The sequence below is a fragment of the Mesoaciditoga sp. genome, assembly GCF_054006115.1.
Genome location: NZ_JBPNHS010000019.1, coordinates 1 through 17,414, shown reverse-complemented (window position 1 = coordinate 17,414; position 17,414 = coordinate 1). Strand labels below are relative to the sequence as shown.

The 17,414-nt window shown below is 39.9% G+C and carries 16 protein-coding genes; 2 read left to right on the top strand and 14 right to left on the bottom strand.

Annotated elements, in window-relative coordinates:
• Window positions 1–26 precede the first annotated feature (26 nt).
• The 13 genes from atpC to ACXJIN_RS03495 all read right to left on the bottom strand — a co-directional run bounded on the left by atpC (window position 27) and on the right by ACXJIN_RS03495 (window position 12,009).
• Window positions 27–425, bottom strand: coding sequence for an ATP synthase F1 subunit epsilon (atpC, locus tag ACXJIN_RS03555; protein WP_456399453.1), 399 nt, complete (start codon window positions 423–425; stop codon window positions 27–29).
• A 3-nt stretch (window positions 426–428) separates the two neighbouring features.
• Window positions 429–1,826, bottom strand: coding sequence for a F0F1 ATP synthase subunit beta (gene atpD, locus ACXJIN_RS03550; RefSeq protein WP_456399445.1), 1,398 nt, complete (start codon window positions 1,824–1,826; stop codon window positions 429–431).
• Window positions 1,827–1,840: 14 nt separating this feature from the next.
• Window positions 1,841–2,710, bottom strand: a complete 870-nt coding sequence (gene atpG, locus ACXJIN_RS03545; RefSeq protein WP_456399424.1) for an ATP synthase F1 subunit gamma — start codon at window positions 2,708–2,710, stop codon at window positions 1,841–1,843.
• A 1-nt stretch (window position 2,711) separates the two neighbouring features.
• On the bottom strand, window positions 2,712–4,223 hold the full coding sequence (atpA, locus tag ACXJIN_RS03540; protein WP_456399422.1) for a F0F1 ATP synthase subunit alpha: 1,512 nt from the start codon (window positions 4,221–4,223) through the stop codon (window positions 2,712–2,714).
• 4 nt (window positions 4,224–4,227) lie between these two features.
• Complete coding sequence (gene atpH / locus ACXJIN_RS03535; protein WP_456399420.1) at window positions 4,228–4,743, bottom strand: ATP synthase F1 subunit delta; 516 nt, start codon at window positions 4,741–4,743, stop codon at window positions 4,228–4,230.
• Window positions 4,740–5,240: a F0F1 ATP synthase subunit B gene (gene atpF / locus ACXJIN_RS03530; RefSeq protein WP_456399418.1), complete on the bottom strand. Its 501-nt coding sequence runs from the start codon at window positions 5,238–5,240 to the stop codon at window positions 4,740–4,742. Before atpF ends, atpH begins: the two co-directional genes overlap by 4 nt.
• Window positions 5,241–5,255: 15 nt before the next feature.
• On the bottom strand, window positions 5,256–5,492 hold the full coding sequence (locus tag ACXJIN_RS03525; RefSeq protein WP_456399490.1) for a F0F1 ATP synthase subunit C: 237 nt from the start codon (window positions 5,490–5,492) through the stop codon (window positions 5,256–5,258).
• 33 nt (window positions 5,493–5,525) lie between these two features.
• Window positions 5,526–6,359 (bottom strand): F0F1 ATP synthase subunit A, encoded by an 834-nt coding sequence (gene atpB / locus ACXJIN_RS03520; RefSeq protein WP_456399417.1) that lies wholly within the window; start codon window positions 6,357–6,359, stop codon window positions 5,526–5,528.
• Window positions 6,356–6,694: an ATP synthase subunit I gene (locus ACXJIN_RS03515; protein ID WP_456399416.1), complete on the bottom strand. Its 339-nt coding sequence runs from the start codon at window positions 6,692–6,694 to the stop codon at window positions 6,356–6,358. Before ACXJIN_RS03515 ends, atpB begins: the two co-directional genes overlap by 4 nt.
• Complete coding sequence (locus ACXJIN_RS03510; protein ID WP_456399415.1) at window positions 6,684–6,947, bottom strand: AtpZ/AtpI family protein; 264 nt, start codon at window positions 6,945–6,947, stop codon at window positions 6,684–6,686. The genes ACXJIN_RS03515 and ACXJIN_RS03510 overlap by 11 nt, the downstream gene beginning before the upstream one ends.
• 2 nt (window positions 6,948–6,949) lie before the next feature.
• Window positions 6,950–7,735, bottom strand: coding sequence for a Holliday junction resolvase RuvX (gene ruvX / locus ACXJIN_RS03505; RefSeq protein WP_456399414.1), 786 nt, complete (start codon window positions 7,733–7,735; stop codon window positions 6,950–6,952).
• Window positions 7,716–10,703, bottom strand: coding sequence for a single-stranded-DNA-specific exonuclease RecJ (gene recJ / locus ACXJIN_RS03500; RefSeq protein ID WP_456399413.1), 2,988 nt, complete (start codon window positions 10,701–10,703; stop codon window positions 7,716–7,718). Before recJ ends, ruvX begins: the two co-directional genes overlap by 20 nt.
• A 91-nt stretch (window positions 10,704–10,794) precedes the next feature.
• Window positions 10,795–12,009 carry a serpin family protein gene (locus ACXJIN_RS03495; protein ID WP_456399412.1) on the bottom strand — a complete coding sequence of 405 codons (1,215 nt, stop codon included), beginning with the start codon at window positions 12,007–12,009 and terminating at the stop codon, window positions 10,795–10,797.
• Between the two features lie 177 nt (window positions 12,010–12,186).
• Here ACXJIN_RS03495 and nagA point away from each other — a divergent pair, with 177 nt between their 5' ends.
• The gene (nagA, locus tag ACXJIN_RS03490) at window positions 12,187–13,293 is read left to right on the top strand and encodes an N-acetylglucosamine-6-phosphate deacetylase (protein ID WP_456399411.1); all 1,107 of its coding nucleotides are present in this window, start codon (window positions 12,187–12,189) and stop codon (window positions 13,291–13,293) included.
• On the opposite strand, the gene ACXJIN_RS03485 is transcribed toward nagA, so the two are convergent.
• Window positions 13,284–15,365 carry an HD domain-containing phosphohydrolase gene (locus ACXJIN_RS03485; protein WP_456399410.1) on the bottom strand — a complete coding sequence of 694 codons (2,082 nt, stop codon included), beginning with the start codon at window positions 15,363–15,365 and terminating at the stop codon, window positions 13,284–13,286. The genes nagA and ACXJIN_RS03485 overlap by 10 nt on opposite strands.
• A gap of 188 nt (window positions 15,366–15,553) precedes the next feature.
• Here ACXJIN_RS03485 and ACXJIN_RS03480 point away from each other — a divergent pair, with 188 nt between their 5' ends.
• Window positions 15,554–17,239, top strand: a complete 1,686-nt coding sequence (locus ACXJIN_RS03480) for a HAMP domain-containing methyl-accepting chemotaxis protein (protein WP_456399409.1) — start codon at window positions 15,554–15,556, stop codon at window positions 17,237–17,239.
• Window positions 17,240–17,414: the final 175 nt, after the last annotated feature.

The window sequence follows — 17,414 nt, the reverse complement described above, 5'->3', positions numbered from 1 at the left end:
TTTCCACCTCTCTTTCATAAGAAAAATTACTTCCTATTCGCCACTTTCAGCCTCACCATTGCCCTTTGAATTTTTCCTTCTAAATCTTTTTTACTCTTTTCATCTTTCGCATTTTTCAATTCTATTTTCGCTTTTTCTAAAGCTCTTCTCGCCCTTTCGATATCTATTTCATCAGCTCTTTCCGCGGTGTCAGAAAGAATCGTTAAAGTGTTGTGTGAAAACTCGGCTATTCCACCGTGAATGGCAAATTTTTCTCTTTCTCCACCACTTTTTTCAATCTCCAATTCAGATATGGCTAACGCTCCAAGGAAAGGTGCGCGCTTTTGAAGCGTTCCCATAGCTCCTTCAACGGTTTTGAATTCTACAAAAACGGCTTCTCCATCGAAAACGCGCTTTTGTGGAGTGATTATCCTCACCTTGAACACAGCTTAGGCCCCTTTCTTGAGGGTTTTAGCCTTTTCAACCGCCTGGTCTATCGTTCCAACCATCAGGAAAGCCTGCTCTGGTAGATCATCGTATTTCCCTTCGAGTATTTCCTTAAAGCCTTTTATGGTTTCTTCCAATGGCACGTACTGCCCTTTCGTGCCGGTGAAATGTTCGGCAACGAAGAAGGGCTGACTTAAAAACCTTTGGATCTTTCTGGCTCTTTGAACCGTTAATCTATCTTCTTCTGAGAGTTCTTCCATTCCAAGTATTGCTATGATGTCTTGAAGATCTTTGTATCTCTGAAGAACTTTTTGAACCTGCCTTGCAACCTGGTAATGTTCTTCACCAACTACCTTTGGGTCCAATATTTTGGAGTTCGAATCCAGAGGATCGACGGCGGGATAAAGTCCAAGCTCTGCTATTTGCCTTGACAAAACTATGGTAGCGTCCAAATGGGCAAACGTTGTAGCTGGTGCAGGGTCTGTGATATCATCGGCGGGGACGTATATCGCTTGAACGGATGTTATCGAACCATTCCTCGTGGAAGTGATTCTTTCCTGTAATTCTCCCATATCCGTTGCCAAAGTTGGCTGGTATCCAACCGCGGAAGGCATTCTACCAAGCAAAGCCGAAACTTCCGAACCAGCTTGGACAAACCTGAAGATGTTGTCTATAAACAAAAGCACGTCTTTGTTCTGCTTGTCCCTGAAGTATTCAGCCATCGTTAAAGCGCTCAGCGCGACTCTGAACCTCGCGCCTGGTGGCTCGTTCATCTGTCCAAAGACCAAAACGGTGTTGTCTATAACGCCGCTTTCTTTCATTTCATTCCAGAGTTCGTTTCCTTCTCTTGTTCTTTCACCAACACCGGCAAACATTGAAAAACCACCGTGTTCAATTGCGACGTTCCTGATCATTTCCATAACCAAAACGGTTTTACCAACACCTGCACCACCAAAAAATCCTATTTTTCCACCTTTTGGAAAGGGAGCTATTAAGTCTATAACCTTTATTCCAGTTTCCAGAATTTCTATTTCGGTGGATTGATCGTTCATATCAGGAGCACTTCTATGAATGGGCCATGCTTCTTTTGCCTTAACTTCTCCCTTGCCATCTATAGGTTGACCAAGAAGGTTAAACATCCTTCCCATTATCTCATTTCCAACAGGAACGCTTATGGGCTTTCCCAAATCTTCCACTTCTTCATTTCTCGACAAACCGTCAGTGGAATCCAATGCCACGCATCTTACCACATCGTCTCCTATGAGCTGTTCAACTTCCATGAAAAGTTCTCTATCGTTTATCTTAACCTTTAAAGCGTTATGAATATCTGGAAGACTTTCAGAAGAAAACTTCACGTCAACAACAGGACCTATTACACTAACCACTTTACCAGTAGCCATTTCAAACCTCCTAATCAGGCGTCTTTAAGCGCTTCTGAACCGTTCGTAACCTCTATTATTTCTTGCGTTATATACGCTTGACGCACTTTGTTGTACTTAAGGGTTAAATCTTTGACCAATTCTTTGGCGTTTTCTGTAGCGTTCCTCATGGCATTTTGCCTCGCATTTTGTTCCGCCACTCTCGCTTCGAGCATTATTCGAAACATCCTTGTTCCAAGATATTGGGGCAAAATTTCATTGAGTAACTCTGAAGGTTGAGGTTCGTAATCGTACACAGAAGTAGAATTATTGGAATTCATAATTGGTTTTATTGGTAAAAAATCTTCGACTTTAACCAACTGAACCAAAGGGTTCCTGGAATATCCCTGCACGATCTTTATTGAATCCACGTCCTCTTCGTTAAGATATATGTCCACCAACTCATTCGCCAGACTCTGCGCATCATCGTACGATGGTGTTCCGTAAGCGTTTACAACAGAGTACCTGATCTTCCTTTTATCAAAAGCCATTCTCGATTTTGCCCTTGAGCCGATTACGTAAAAACCCGTAAATTTTTCTCCAAGTTCATCCGCAACCTTGTAACTGTAATCTATAACATCGTTATTGTACGAACCACACAACCCCATATCGCCTGTAAAAACGACCAGCAAAGTTTTTTTGGGTTCTTTTTTGTATATCAAAGGGCTATTGAAATCAGAAGCGGCCCCGACCACACGGGCAAATACATCCGAGAAATTCTTTTCATAGTCGTAAAAATTTTTTACCATCCTTTGAAGCTTGTTTAGCTTGGCAGTTGCCACCATTTCCATTGCCCTTGTTATATGCATCGTGGAACTTACAGATTTTATCTTCTTCTTTATGAGTTGCTCTGTCCCACGTCCCATCTTAGCTCACCTTGAAATTTTTCTTGAACTCTCCAATGGAAGCTTTCAATCTTTCTTCCACTTCCAACGTTAAATCCTTCGATTGCTTAATGGCATCCAACACGTCAGGATGTTTTTCTCTCATGAAATTCAAAAATTCCTCTTCAAACTTCTTAACAGCCTCTATTTCAACGTCATCCAGATATCCTTTTACACCCGTGTAAAGGGAAACGACTTGCTCTTCAAATGGCATTGGCGCGTACTGCTCTTGCTTTAAGAGTTCCATAAGGTGTTGTCCCCTATTTATCTGCGCCTGGGTAGCAGGATCGAGTTCCGTTGAAAATTGAGCAAAAGCTTCCAATTCTCTGAATTGTGCAAGCTCTATTCTTAAATTCCCAGCGACTTTCTTCATAGCCTTAGTCTGAGCCGCGCCACCAACCCTTGAAACTGAAAGCCCAACGTTTACGGCTGGTCTGAATCCAGAATAGAAAAGCGATGACTCCAGGTATATCTGTCCATCGGTTATGGATATAACATTGGTTGGTATGTAGGCGCTCACGTCATTGGCTTGCGTTTCTATTATTGGCAAAGCTGTCATGGAACCGCCGCCAAGTTTATCGCTTAAGCGCGCAGCTCTTTCCAGAAGTCTTGAATGGAGATAGAACACGTCTCCGGGATACGCTTCACGACCAGGCGGTCTTCTCAAAAGCAGCGATATTTCCCTGTACGCCACGGCATGTTTGCTTAAATCGTCGTAAACAATAAGGGTATCTTTCCCCGAAAACATGAACTCTTCCGCTATCGCCGCTCCCGCATAGGGCGCTAAATAAAGCAAGGGAGCCGGATCACTTGCACTTGCCACGACGACCGTTGTGTACTCCATAGCTCCGTATTGCCTTAGCTTTTCAACTGTCCTTGCCACGGCGGCTCCTTTTTGTCCTATGGCAACGTATATGCAGTAAACGCCTTTTCCTTTTTGATTGATTATCGTGTCAACGGCTATGGCCGTTTTTCCCGTTTGTCTGTCTCCAACTATAAGTTCCCTCTGTCCCCTGCCTATCGGTATCATGGAGTCTATGGATTTCAAACCAGTTTGCAACGGCGTGTCAACCGGTTGCCTTTCGATAATTCCGACGGCCTTTTTCTCAACAGGCCTCATTTTCTTTGCAGAGATGGGCTTTCCGCCATCCAATGGATTGCCCAGAGGGTCCACGACTCTACCAATCAATTCTTCACCTACTGGAACTTCAACAATTCTATGGGTTCTTTCAACCAATTCCCCTTCTTTTATATCTTTGTACGAACCAAGAATGACTATTCCAACGTTGTCTTCTTCAAGATTTATAGCCATTCCCATGCTTCCATTTTGAAATTTCACAAGTTCGTTAGACATGACATTTTCAAGTCCGTAAACGCGAGCGATTCCGTCTCCCACCTGAATGACACGCCCCACCTCTTTCAGATCGGGAACGTTTTTGAAATTCTCTATCTTCTCGCGCAGAACCCTTGTTATCTCGTCTGGGTTTATACGCATTCCATCACCCTCCATACATAAGACTGGCCGCTTTTTTTAGAGCGCCGGCCGCACTCATATCCACTACCGAATCTTCAAAATCTATGACTATACCTGCCAGGAGTTCTTCATTTTTAGAAAGCTCTATAACGGGCTCCGTTCTTCTCACTTTTCTTATGACCTCTTCTATTTTTTGAACCTCTTCTTCATTTAATTGTTGGGCACTTTCCACTCTCACTTCTTCTTTGTTGTTCTTTCTCAACCAAAGTTTCCATGAAAGTTGGTAAAGATCTTTGAATATTTTGAAACGCTTGTGCTCGAAGATCACTTCCAAAAACTTTTGGCATTTTTCCTCAATTCCAAACACTTCCCCCACAACTTTAGATTTAAGGGAAGGCGGAATTGTTGGATCGCGTAGAAAGTCTACGATCTTTTCGTCTTCCATATTCGCCAAGACTTTTATAGCATCTATACATCGCGCATTGTTCAGGTCAAGAAGAGCCCTCGCATACCTTAACACAACAGCGCGGCTGCTTTTCATTTCTTATCACCGAATTTAGAGAGTTGATTCATTAAAAATTCCCTCTTCGCTTTATCGTCTAAATCCTTTTGAATAACCTTAGAGGCTAAAGCTATAGCCAATGTTACGACTTTTGTGCGCAAAGCTTCTTCGGCTTTCGACTGCTCTTCTTGTATTTCCCTTCGACCTTTTTCCAGCATGTTCGCTATCTCACTTTGAACACGTTTTTTCTCGCTTTCTTCGTACTTCTTTACCCTCTCTTTGGCCTCTTCGTACATGGCGCTTATTTTTTCATCCAATTTTTTCATTTCAACTTCCATTCTTTTCTTCATCTCTTCAGCTTCTTTCTTGGACGCTTCAGCTTTATCGTATTCCGCCTTTATATCCTGACGCCTCTTATCTAAAAGGGCCAGAAAAGGTTTATAAAGATACTTGATAAGAAGGTACATCAACAAAAAGAAACTCATCAATTGAAGTATAGATGTACCGTTGAAATTGACAAATACTCCTGATGACATTTTTTATCTCTCCACTTAAAAGAGAAGGATCATAAAGGCAATAAGCAAGGCGTAAAGACCTGTAGATTCCGCAACCGCCTGAGAAAGCAACATTCTTGTTGTGAGTGTTCCAACCATTTCGGGTTGCCTTCCCATCGATTCCATTGCTCCCTGCCCTATGTGTCCTTCACCTATTGCCGGACCTATGGCACCTATTCCCATTGCCACCCCTGCTCCTATGTATTTTGCGGCTTCCACAACCGCCTGAGCCATAGAAAGATCTGCCACTTCAATCTCCTCCTTTTTTTATTGTTCAAGTTGAACGCTTATATAAGCAATTGCGAGCATTGAAAAGACAAACGCCTGTATCGTGCCAACAAAAAATCCAAAGAATCCCCACAGTACCATTGGAACTATCGTGTACTTTGCAAGATAGCTCAGCATCAAAACCATGATGCCCCCACCCGCGATGTTTCCAAAGAGCCTGAGTGAGTGCGAAACTGGCTTTGCCAATTCTCCTATTATGTTCATTGGAAGCATTATTGGGTTCGGATCGATAAATCCCTTCATCCAATTTTTAAAGCCTTTGAGTTTTATGGCAAATATGTGGCTTATAAACAAAACCATTACCGCGTAGGTAACGTTTGTATTCAAGTCTCCAGTCGGAGATGGCCACGTATCGGTAAATAAATTTAAAACGAGATGATGGCTTGAGACTCCAACGCTTATGCCAGGAATGCCACCTAACAAATTAGAAAACCAGATAAACAGAAAGAGGGTCATCGAAACGTAGAAAGTGGGTTTAACGAACTCTTTGACTGGAATCACATCTTCGACTAAATCGTAAACGAAAGAAAGAATAATCTCAATAGCAGCTTGCTTCTTGGAAGGAATCTTGCTTAAATGCCGTTTGAAGGAAACAGCCATGTAAATGAGAATAGACATGATAACAACGGTCATTATAACGGTAATCGGATTTAAAGTACCCAAGAGCGAAGGTAAAGGTACGTGCACCTGCCACACTTTTCCAATTCCTTCAGGAAAAGAAATTTTGCCAAAATTCCAGATCGCCACGCCAGCGTAAACTATCAAAAACAACGTAAGAAAAATCTTCTCTCCCTTTGAAAAAGAAACCTTCAAGTTTTACCACTCCCCACGTATGTGATAAGTGTGAACCTTGCCAACTCCAAGCCGAAGAAGGCAAAGATCAAACCTTTTATTCCAAAGATGGAGGAAAACAAAAGAATCACAGCACTTAAAGTGTACCTCTTTAAGAAACCGAACTTTAGGGATTTCAACTTACCTTCTTTTACCTTATTGGCATCTTCTGCCATCAACAACAAGGATAACTGAGAACCAATTGTCCCGAGAAGAAATGACAGAAAAATTCTCCAATCCAGAAAAAACAAAAAGAGTCCCGCTGGCGTAAAAGATGACCACAAGTTTAAAGACCACGAAAGAGAGTCACTTTTCATTTTGTTTTTTTTCTTCCTTTGCTGCTACTTTTAAAAGCACCTTCATGCCGTTGTACATTCCAGAAATTGTGCCGAGGAGCAAGAAAACCAAAAGCAAAACTTTGTTGTTGAAGGTCCACTTATCAAGATAATATCCTATCAGGCCACCAACCACAATGTTGGAAATAACCGTTACACCGAAGTCAAAGACTACATTTGAATGCTTAAAAAAATTCACCGAATCTCTTGAAAGCTTGAAAATGTTTTTTTTCATCATTATTTCACTTTTAAAAAAATTAGTGACTGATTCCCTATCTTTACATATCCTTTTTCATCGTCGATCGCAATTCTTATTCCACGTGGAAGCCTTTTCACGTCTATTTCATGCCAACAATTCAGATCGGTAAGAATCAAATCTTCTATACCCACGTACGGTAGAATTATATCCCAAAATACACCAAAATGCAAAGTTATTCTCAAATTTTTTCTAAAAATATTAACTTCTCTTAACCTAAAGTATACGGGGTCATCTTCGTATATTTCAAAGGGGGCTATATCATAGCTTTCCAATCCTCTCAACGCGCTTCCGATCATGATTATCTTTTTTGGAGAGAGAAATTTAAAAAAATTTGCAACTTCTGGTGAAGGTGGTTGAAGCGTGGAAGATACCCTGTAAGCTTTTATTCTTCTTTCCATGTAGTCTTGCAGTATTATTGAAGCGCTCAACTCATCGACTATGCTTTTTTTCGAATTTGAAGAAAATATTTCACGATTTGCAATGTTTGAAGTAAAACGCTCATCAACCATGTAAACTGGTATTGGTGCCATTTCTCTTGAAATTTCTATTGCCTTGTCCACCGCTTTAGATGTGGAAGGAGTGAATTTTCCTTTTAAATTCAATGGTAGACCAACCACAATTTCCGAGAGGTTTTCTATCTTTTTGAGCTCTTTTACAACATCGTTTGGCGGAACGGTTTTGACGTTTGTTACCACAGTTCCTGTTGGATCTGTAATTGCTATGCCACTTCTTTTTGTCCCAAAGTCAACGGATGCTTTTCGCATAATTACCATCGAAGGGATTATGAAATATTTTGGCTATTTCCCTGGTGTTTCTGTTCATAAGTCTTTTCTTTACGGAAAAAGCTATCTTTTTTTCCACTTCTCCCTCTTTTTCACGCGACGAGTTCTCAACTTCTTGCACTTTAGGTATTCTAACTATTCGCCCATCTTCAAAAGCGTTTACTTCTTTTAGAATAGATATGAAGATCTTTGAAAACGCCTTAGAACGGCTCACACCGCTTTCCACCAAACACTTTTCGGCATCTTTTGTGCATCCGTCACTCAAAATTTCTGCCGCCAATCTAACCTTTTCATAAGGGGGAAATAGCTCTTCTATTTCTTTAATGTTCGAATTGAAATCTTCTTCCCCAAAAAGCATTTGAATAATTGGGATGTTGTTGTTTTCGAAAAGTGTTGGAGGCTTCAAAAAAGAAATATGATTTCTTGGAAAATCGTAGTAAACGATTCTATCCATTTCGTCAATCGTTGATGCGTACGTTGAAGAAGTCAAAAGCACTCTAGTTTTTCCCCTTTTTATTGAAGTTGAGATATGATGATGAGAATTGGAGTTTGGAATGTAAGGGACTAGTTTTTCGCTCTTACACATAGATGGATACAATTCGCATAAACGTTTGTACGTGTCTTTTAAATTTTGCGTGCTCGAAAATATTATCATTATCTTTTCATTTCTTTCATTTATTATAGAAGAGACTAAATTGAATTTTTCTCTGGAATTTCTATCGTCTATAAGGCCAACTGTTCTCTTATGGTACTCGTGAAAAACCCTCTCAATGTTGAAATCGATACTCAAATCGTTTTCAACTTCGTGGCTTAAGAATGATGAAAAAAGAAGCACTTTTCTTAGATTCTTAAAATGAACAGCCTCTATTAAATGGTCTCTCAATCCTATTTCGTACATAAGTTGAGGTTCACACACGAAAAGACTATCTCCGTCTTTCAAAACTTTCTTCAATGAGATAACGTTTGTGAACACAACATGGGCTTGTTCGAAACCATCGTTTATCGCATCAACATAAGTTGTCGTTTTGCCGATGGCTTTCACCTCTGGAGCCACAGAAGAGTAAAAATCTCTCATCATTGAATTGGAAGGAGCAACCACCACTAACCTTCCTTCAAGCAAAGACGATTCAAGTATCATTCTTTCTTCCACATGTGGATTGCCAACTACCAATATGTTTTCTTCAAGAGAAAGCACGTTTGAAAATTTTCTTTTTATGGCGTTTTTTCTTAAAATTCTGGTTGAATTTCTTTCATTGTTTATCCTTAAATCCACGATGTTAAGCTGAACCTTTTTTCTTCCATTCCAATTGTTCTCCCATATGTTCGCCACAATGTTCACATTTGGTCTTGAATAGAAATTATCATCTATTTTATTTGAAAGGCCAAAGCCAATGGCATCAACGTGTTTCTTTCCATTTCCCACAGTTAAGCTCAAATGTTTTCCGAATTTTCCAACGTTCCTTACTCTTTCAACTTCTAAATTATCAAATTCAAAAACAGGTTCCGGATTTCCGCTGCCATACGGTCTCAATTTCTCAATATCTTCAATCAAAGAGTCATCTATTTCTGAAAGTTCCAGTTTCGCATCAATTTTTACGACAGATGTCAAGTCTTTGGAATCGTATTCTTTCATCAGTTCTTGTAGTCTGGCATCGAATTCTGGTATAAGCTCACTTTTAAGTGAAAAGCCGGCTGCCATCTTGTGTCCGCCGTATTCTTCTAAAAGATCCTCGGCGCCTTTTAATATCTTTACTATGTCTACCCCTTCAATACTGCGGGCAGAGCCTCTTGCTATTTCACCTTCTTTTGAAATCATGAGAGTCGGTTTGTGAAAGGCGGAAAGAATTCGCGAGGCCACAATCCCAATAACACCCGGATGCCAGTTTTCGCCAGATAAAACCAATATTCTACGTTCTTTCAGATCATCCATAACATCGAGTTGCGCTAAAGCTTCCTGAAGTATTTGATTTTCTATGAATTGTCTCTTTTTATTTTTTTCTATCAATTCTTTGGCAAGGGAGTACGCTTTTGATTCGTCTTCTTCCAAAACCAATTCTAAAGCGGTGTACGCACTGTCGATGCGACCAACAGCATTTATCTTGGGGGCAATTTTGAAGCCTATATCATGGGACTTAATATCGGAATGATCAACGTTGGAAAGCTCCATTAACTTTGCCAAACCAACCCTTTTTTTCTCTCCAAGCAATTTCATTCCCTTGTAAACAAAATAGCGATTTTCCCACAAGAGTGGAACTATATCGGCCACGGTTCCCAGCGCAACTATGTCGAGATACTCTTCGAGATCGTCTTGTATTCCAATTTCACTCTGAAGGGCTTGAAGCACTTTATAAGCTACCCCAACACCAGAAAAATCCTTAAATGGATAAGAATCATCTGGCCTTTTTGGATCAATGACGGCAATGGCCTTGGGAATTTCATCTTTCGTTTCATGATGATCCGTGACGATCACTCGAAAACCTCTTGAATTGGCGTAAGCAATATCATCTACGGACGTTATTCCACAATCAACTGTCATCAAATTCTTTACACCTTTTTCGTATAAAAAATCTATGGCTTCTCTGCTAAGACCATAACCATCGTCTAATCTGCTCGGAATGTAATAATCAACGTTCCAGCCCCATTTTTTCAAAACCAGATAATAAAGCGCTGTACCAGTTACCCCATCAACATCGTAATCACCGTATATTACCAACGGCGCTCCACTTTCTTTTACACGCAAAAGTTCTTTAACGGCTTTATCCATATCTTGCATCTTGTAAGGATCTTCCAATTTTATAGAAGCTGGGGTCAAAAACTGTTGCGCTTTTTCTAGAGTATCAACACCACGATTGGCGAGCAAGCGGGCCAACAAAGGGGTTATCTTAAATTTTTCACACAAAAACCTTTCCCACTCTTCGTGGGGGTCAGCAACCTCCCATTCATTTTTCAATTCACATCCTCTCCCATCTTTACCTTTATCTTTCGACAAAATTATACCACGTCAAAGACGAAGTTCACGGAAGAAGAATGCGCAATTGAAGTCAAGGTTTTTCCACTTTTCCCATGAAAAGTATGAGATCACTCGTAGCACTTATTTTGTCAACTATGAAGAAGACGAAAGGGTGATCTGCCTTGAAAACAGGAATAACGGGTGGTTTAACGTTAGGTGCACAGGTAAGAGTCATAATAACACTTGTTACAGCAGCGGCTTCCGTTCCCTTTTCGTTTACGTCTACAAAAGCTTTGTGAAGCACATCGGAGATCACAAGATCTTTTGCACCATCTATACCTGAAAAATCTGCATTGATGAAGGCGTCTTCCATTCCAAGAGATTTAAGAATAGAGTTGAGCGAGTATCCATCTCTCAGCTTGAATTTTGGAAGGAATACCTTCACGGTTTGTTCTTTCATTTCGGAACACCACTTCTTAAAATTAGACGCACTTAACGAATTCTCAAGATTCTGTATGCCATACTTGTCTTTTGGAAGTAAAACGATCATCGATAGTTTTCCACTTCCGTAGGGAAGCCTCAAAGCCTGCAGAAGATCATTTTGCATGTATGCAAATTTTGATTTTTGGTACATCATTTCCACCTTCGTTGTGTGTTTGTTATCCACAAAGAAATCCGTCTTTTTCGTATTAGAAGCTTTAAATTCCACTTTCCACTTCCCGTTGAAATATATGGCATTTGTAAGTATAAGTCTCGTTAAGCCTGGAAGTCTATTTATGATGTTTTCAATTTTTCCTTTTGTTTTTTCTCTCACCCAATCGTTTATCACTTTTTTTGCCTCTATGGACTTTGCAAAATCGACTTTGTAAAGCTCTCCATTGTAGTATTTATCTATGGTAGAAACGAAGCTTGGTAAAAGTTTAAAACCTTTTTGAATCCATAAAGCGTTGGCGACGTTAAGAGTGGAGGAGTTGGTGACGGTTAAATTCATCAAATTAACGATTTTTGAAAAAGCAACGTTGAATTTATCGTTTGAGAGTCTTATGTGAAGGGTTTTTGTCATCTGCGTTTTTGTTTCACCATTAGCGCCAGCGTAAACCATAGATAGGGCATCAAAAATACTAAATGGTGAAAAAAAAGCATTTCCATTTCCTTTCAACCTAGAGTACAAATCAAACGCGAATTCGTCGTTCGATTGAACAATACTTTGTACGTCTTTGTTATTTCCAAATAGAGCTGTTAAATTCGCAAATGTCATCGTGAAAGAGAAAAACACCAGCAAAACGCTTATACCAAGCTTCTTCATAATCCGCACCTCCATCATTTGAACTTCTTCTTTCTAAGATCATTTTAGCATCTTGAGAAGATTTAAAAAAATTCTCTTCACTTTTAACTTACCCACATTTTTAATTTTTTTGGATCCTTTTCAAAAATGTTAAAATGAAGGAAAAGCGAATGACAACGAAAGTGGTGGTGATGAGCATTGGAAATAAAAAACGTGCTGGTGGTAGATCCGCTAAAAGGAGAATTTGTCGGAGATGTTTTATGGGAAGAAGGAATCGTTAGAAAAGTCACTCCTAAGGGCGCTAGCACCTTTGACAACATACTCATGCCTGGTTTTGTAGATCCACACACTCATGGATGTTTTGGAATAGACACCATGAGCATCGACGATGAAAAATTGGAGAGATGGGAACGCTTCCTTTACACTCAGGGAATTACCTCTTTTATTCCCACAACCGTTTCAGCTAAGAAAGAAGATATGATCAGAGTTTCAAACATGATCGAAGAGTACGTGTACAAAAAATCAAGAACGTCCGTTGTGGGAGTTCATTACGAAGGGCCTTACATAAATATAAACAAAAGAGGGGCTCAAAATCCCAATGCCATTCGTGAGGCCACCTCTAAGGAGATGGAAGAGATACTTTCGCCTCATGTCAAACTTATAACTATGGCACCTGAGTTAAAAGGATTTTACGATGTGCTCCCACTTTTAAAAGAAAATGGAACGGTCGTTTCCATTGGCCATAGCGATGCCAATTTTGAAGAGATAAGACAGGCATTTCTAAATGGCGTGAACAGAATAACCCATTTTCCAAATGCCTTGAAAGGTTTTCACCATAGAGAATTGGGCGGAACTGGGGCAGGACTTTACTTCGATTTTACACTTGAAATGATAGTGGACGGTATTCATCTCGATCCGAATTTCGTAAAGCTCATTTACAGGTTAAAAGGCGCTGAGCGTATCTCTTTGATAACAGATTCCATAAGTGCCGCGGCGCTCGAAGATGGAGAATACGAGCTTGGTGGATTAAGGGTCAACGTCTCTGAGGGTAAAGCAACGCTACAAAACGGGACGTTGGCTGGAAGCACCCTGTTGTTCAGCAAAGCGGTAAAGAATTTCAAGAAATTCACGGGTTGTTCTCTGAAAGAACTTGCAATGGTTTCATCTTACAATTCAGCTGTGAATTTAAACATACAAAAAATTGGTAGGATAGAAGAAGGATATCTGGCGAATTTCGTTTTGTTGGACAAAGAGCTCAACGTTTTAGAAACCTACCTGCATGGAGAAAAAGTTTATCAGCGCTGAATTTTAGAACTCTCAGAACTATTGAGTTCCTTTCTTTTCGTCTTCAAAAACGCTTCAACCACCGCGGGATCGAATTGCTTTCCCGCGTTTTTTTCGATTTCTTCCAGTGCCATTTCTTCGCTCAACGCTCTTCTGTACGGTCTATCACTTGTCATGGCGTCAAACGTATCGCACACTGACATTATTCTCGATTCTAATGGTATTTCTTTCCCTTTTAAACCGTCTGGATATCCTTTGCCATCCCATCTTTCGTGATGATGCCTCACTATAACGGCGATTTCTCTTAATCCCGCCCCTTCTTCAACCAATTCCGCTCCAATTACGGGATGTGTTTTTATTTCGTTGTACTCTTCAGGAGTGAGTTTCCCATTTTTGTTCAGTATTTCCAAAGGAACGAAGATCTTTCCCACATCGTGAAGCAATCCGGCTTGATAGATCTTTCTTTGATCTTCTTCATTCATTCCCATCATCTTTGCAACTTTAGTAGAACAGTTTGCCACGCGCTCAGAATGGCCCTTGGTGTAGACATCATACTTTTCAAGTGCAGTGACAAACACCATTATAAGCTTTTTTTGAAGTTCACGCTGGCTTTTTAAATACTTTCTTGAAACGTAAAAAGCCGTGGTTATCTTTGAAAAAGCATTCAAAATTTCCACATCATTTTGAGAAAAAGCGCATTCGCTTTCTTTTGGAATATCAATTGACATGTAGCCAAGTATATCATTCGAAAATTTCAACGGCGCAACTAAAGATTCTTTTATGGGCTTTGTGGCTTTTTTCAATACTTCGAACGCTTTTGAAGAGGATATCTTTTCATCCTCTTTTAGAAGATCTTTCACGATTTGAACTTCGCTGAATTTAACCAATTCAAAATCGATGTTGGGATTTTTTAAGATCTCTTCATCGTGTCCGCGGCAGGCTGCTATTTTCCACTTGTTTTCGTCGAAAATCCAGATGCTTCCGTATTTAGCCGCCGGAATCATTTCCAGGGCGTTGTCAAGCATTTTGTTGAGAAACTCATTTTCTTCTACTTTCACCATGTCAAGCTGAGACAAAGGAACGATCATGCTTTGAAATCTTTTGTTAAGCTTTTCTAATTCAGAATAGGTATGCTCCAATTCCTCGTTTATGGCCTTTATTTCTTCATTTGAAGTGGTGAGTTCTTCAATGGTTTCGTTTAATTTCTCGTTTTTTCTTTCAAGCTCACTCGCTTCTTTCTTTACAAGCTTTCTCAAAATAATAACGTTAACAATCAGCACCGCAAAAACAAGAATACCGACGCCAAAAACGTAAAAAACCCATTTCGGGATGAAAGGCTTTGCGAAAGGGACATTCAAGTATTTAGAAATTGACTCGTTAAGAACTGAATTGTCGTTTCCTTTCATTTGCCTGATGTACCTGTCCACAACCGGCGCTATGATCTTTGCAACGTGGCTTTGTTTAGAAAAAGCAGCTTTTTCCTCAATGAGGTAGAAAATCATCGATGTGCTCTGTAATCCGTATTTTGAAGCGTTTTCAACGCCAAAAAATCTGTTTACAACGCCAGCGTCTATTGTTTTATCTTTAATGGCTTTGAAAATATCCGAGTAGCTGTTGAATTCAACGAATTTTGCTTTGACTCTTAGATGTTTTAAAAAATACTTTATTCCCAGTTGCCCTTCATAGAAGATATCCGATTTTAAAACGCCGACGCGCTTGCCGTTCAAATCAAAAAAGGAATCAATGGAACTTCCTTTATGTGTGTACACCTGAGCCCAATTTGACAAAAAATATTCTTTGGTGAAATAACAAAACGATTCTCTTTCCTTCGTTTCAGCTATGCCAAGAAGCATATCGATCTTGCCGCTTTTCAGATCGGCCAAAAGCCTGGAAAAAGACTCGTAAACATATTCAACTTTCCAATTTTCCTTTTTTGCTATGGAGTTCATAACATTCACAAGTATGCCCTGAGCGCTTCCATTTTTATAGAAAGAAAGAGGTGGATTATCGTAAATGCCAACTTTAATGGTTAGAGAAAAGGAAAAAGCAAAAAAGGAAACTAATACCACAAAAAATAAAAGTGTCTTTCTCATTGACCCACCTCTCTTTGTGTTATGGATATGATAAATAAAAATTTCAATTATATAACGCATTGTTATTTGGAGTTTTAAAATACACAACGATGTTATAATTCTATACGATATTACAACATATTATTGTTCGTTATCCTTTTTAATTGTATATCACATCTGTTAAATTTTCAAGAAGGGAGCGATGTTGGATGAGCATGAAAGTAAAAGTCATCGTACTTGCGGTAGTTCCAATCGTTGTCCTATGGGGAGTCGGGATGTTCATTTATTTTCGATTGGGAGACACCTCGGCGAAAATCAACAGCATGGCAGATGTTTATCTCAAGGCGTTTGAATACTCCAAAAACATTCATATTGAATCGTTAAAAGGTGAAGAGAGCGTTTTTTCTTACGTCATTTCTAAATCAGATTCAAACAAAGAACGAGCCCTTCAATCAATGGAAAACCTAAAGTCAACTGTTAAAGAATTCGAGAGTTTGCCTCTTACAAAATATGCAAATGATTTAAAAACGATGAAATCCTACATCTCTTCTCTGGAATCTCAAGTGCAAGAATTGGACAAAGAGATAAAAAGCGGGAGCCAAGACTTGACGTCTGAAGAAAACAAACTTAGAAAAACCATGAGCGATATTGTAACGCTTGCAAGCAATATGGCGGAATCTTCAAAAAAAGATATCGACACTTCTGCCAATGTTGCCCAGAGTTCCATTTCTACAGTTATGTTTTTACAGCTTTACATTCCTCTCATCGTGCTTGCAATTTCCATCGTGATCGTTCTCTTAGTTGTTAGAGCGATGTTCGTAAATATGAAACCTCTGATGGAAGCTGCGAATAAACTTCAAAATAACGATCTGAGCTTTGAATTTCAAAAGCATGAAAGGAAAAAAGGAAAAGACGAAATATCTCAATTGTTCGAAGCGTTTAGAAAAGCCACTATGGCTTTGAAAGAAAACATGAAAAACCTTCATCAGAATTCGAAGGAAGTTTCAAACGAAATGGACAACATCACAGAAGCTGTGGATTCGGTAGCTCAAGGAATGAACGAAGTAACAGTGGCTGTGACGGATATCGCCCAAAAGATGCAAGATATTTCGGCGGCAACCGAAGAAGTTACGGCCAGCACAGAGGAGATGTCCAGCGCGATAAAAACGGTCGCTGACAACGCCCAGGAAGCATCTCAATTCAGTGAAGAGAGCTCTGAACTTGCAAAAGACGGTGGGAAAAGCATAGAAGAAGTGATAAACGCCATGAAAGATATCTCTAAGGTAGTTGTAGATATCCAAAAAATGGTGGAAAACTTCAATTTAGGAGCGAAGGAAATTACCGATTTCGTCACCACAGTTACAACGATAGCCGAACAAACGAATTTGTTGGCGTTGAATGCCTCAATAGAAGCGGCGAGAGCAGGAGAAGCAGGAAAAGGCTTTGCGGTTGTTGCGGATGAGATAAGAGATCTCGCTGAAGAAAGCAAACAGGCTGCCGCGAAAGTTGAAAAGGTTGTCGAATCCGTAAACAGCGTCGCGCAGGACTCATTAAAAGTTTCGGACAGAATACAAGCGGCCGCGGAGAATGGATCAAAACTCGCCGACGAAGCCGCTGAAAAATTGAAGGACATAATATCGAGAATAGACAAAGTTACTCAAATGATGGAAAGCATAGCGGCTGCGGTTCAAGAACAAACCGCTTCGATGGATGAAGTGGCTACGGCGATGACTAACAACGCACAAACAGCGACGGATATTTCTGCATCTACTGAAAAAATAGCCGCCGCTGCCCAAGAAACAAATGCCACATCGGAAGAAATAGCTTCATCCGTTAAAAATGTTAGAGAAAAGGTCGTCAATTTGGAAAAAATAGTTGAAATGTACAGAATTTGAGATTTTTAAATTATACAGATGTCAGGTCTGACACGAAATCTTCAACGCTGAAATCATTCTTGTCCCTTTTTGTAACTACGCTGCTACTTTTCCCGTACGCGAGGGCATATTTATATACTTAACCAAATTTAGATATACAGAAATTACCCCTTTATGATTTGAAAAGAGGAGCCTA

Excerpts from the sequence above, each read along its gene's own strand:
- atpD (WP_456399445.1), bottom strand. The coding sequence starts at position 1,826 with ATGGCTACTGGTAAAGTGGTTAGTGTAATAGGTCCTGTTGTTGACGTG.
- atpG (WP_456399424.1), bottom strand. The coding sequence starts at position 2,710 with ATGGGACGTGGGACAGAGCAACTCATAAAGAAGAAGATAAAATCTGTA.
- atpA (WP_456399422.1), bottom strand. The coding sequence starts at position 4,223 with ATGCGTATAAACCCAGACGAGATAACAAGGGTTCTGCGCGAGAAGATA.
- atpH (WP_456399420.1), bottom strand. The coding sequence starts at position 4,743 with ATGAAAAGCAGCCGCGCTGTTGTGTTAAGGTATGCGAGGGCTCTTCTT.
- atpF (WP_456399418.1), bottom strand. The coding sequence starts at position 5,240 with ATGTCATCAGGAGTATTTGTCAATTTCAACGGTACATCTATACTTCAA.
- ACXJIN_RS03525 (WP_456399490.1), bottom strand. The coding sequence starts at position 5,492 with ATGGCTCAGGCGGTTGTGGAAGCCGCAAAATACATAGGAGCAGGGGTG.
- ACXJIN_RS03515 (WP_456399416.1), bottom strand. The coding sequence starts at position 6,694 with ATGAAAAGTGACTCTCTTTCGTGGTCTTTAAACTTGTGGTCATCTTTT.
- ACXJIN_RS03510 (WP_456399415.1), bottom strand. The coding sequence starts at position 6,947 with ATGAAAAAAAACATTTTCAAGCTTTCAAGAGATTCGGTGAATTTTTTT.
- ruvX (WP_456399414.1), bottom strand. The coding sequence starts at position 7,735 with ATGCGAAAAGCATCCGTTGACTTTGGGACAAAAAGAAGTGGCATAGCA.
- ACXJIN_RS03495 (WP_456399412.1), bottom strand. The coding sequence starts at position 12,009 with ATGAAGAAGCTTGGTATAAGCGTTTTGCTGGTGTTTTTCTCTTTCACG.
- ACXJIN_RS03485 (WP_456399410.1), bottom strand. The coding sequence starts at position 15,365 with ATGAGAAAGACACTTTTATTTTTTGTGGTATTAGTTTCCTTTTTTGCT.
- ACXJIN_RS03480 (WP_456399409.1), top strand. The coding sequence starts at position 15,554 with ATGAGCATGAAAGTAAAAGTCATCGTACTTGCGGTAGTTCCAATCGTT.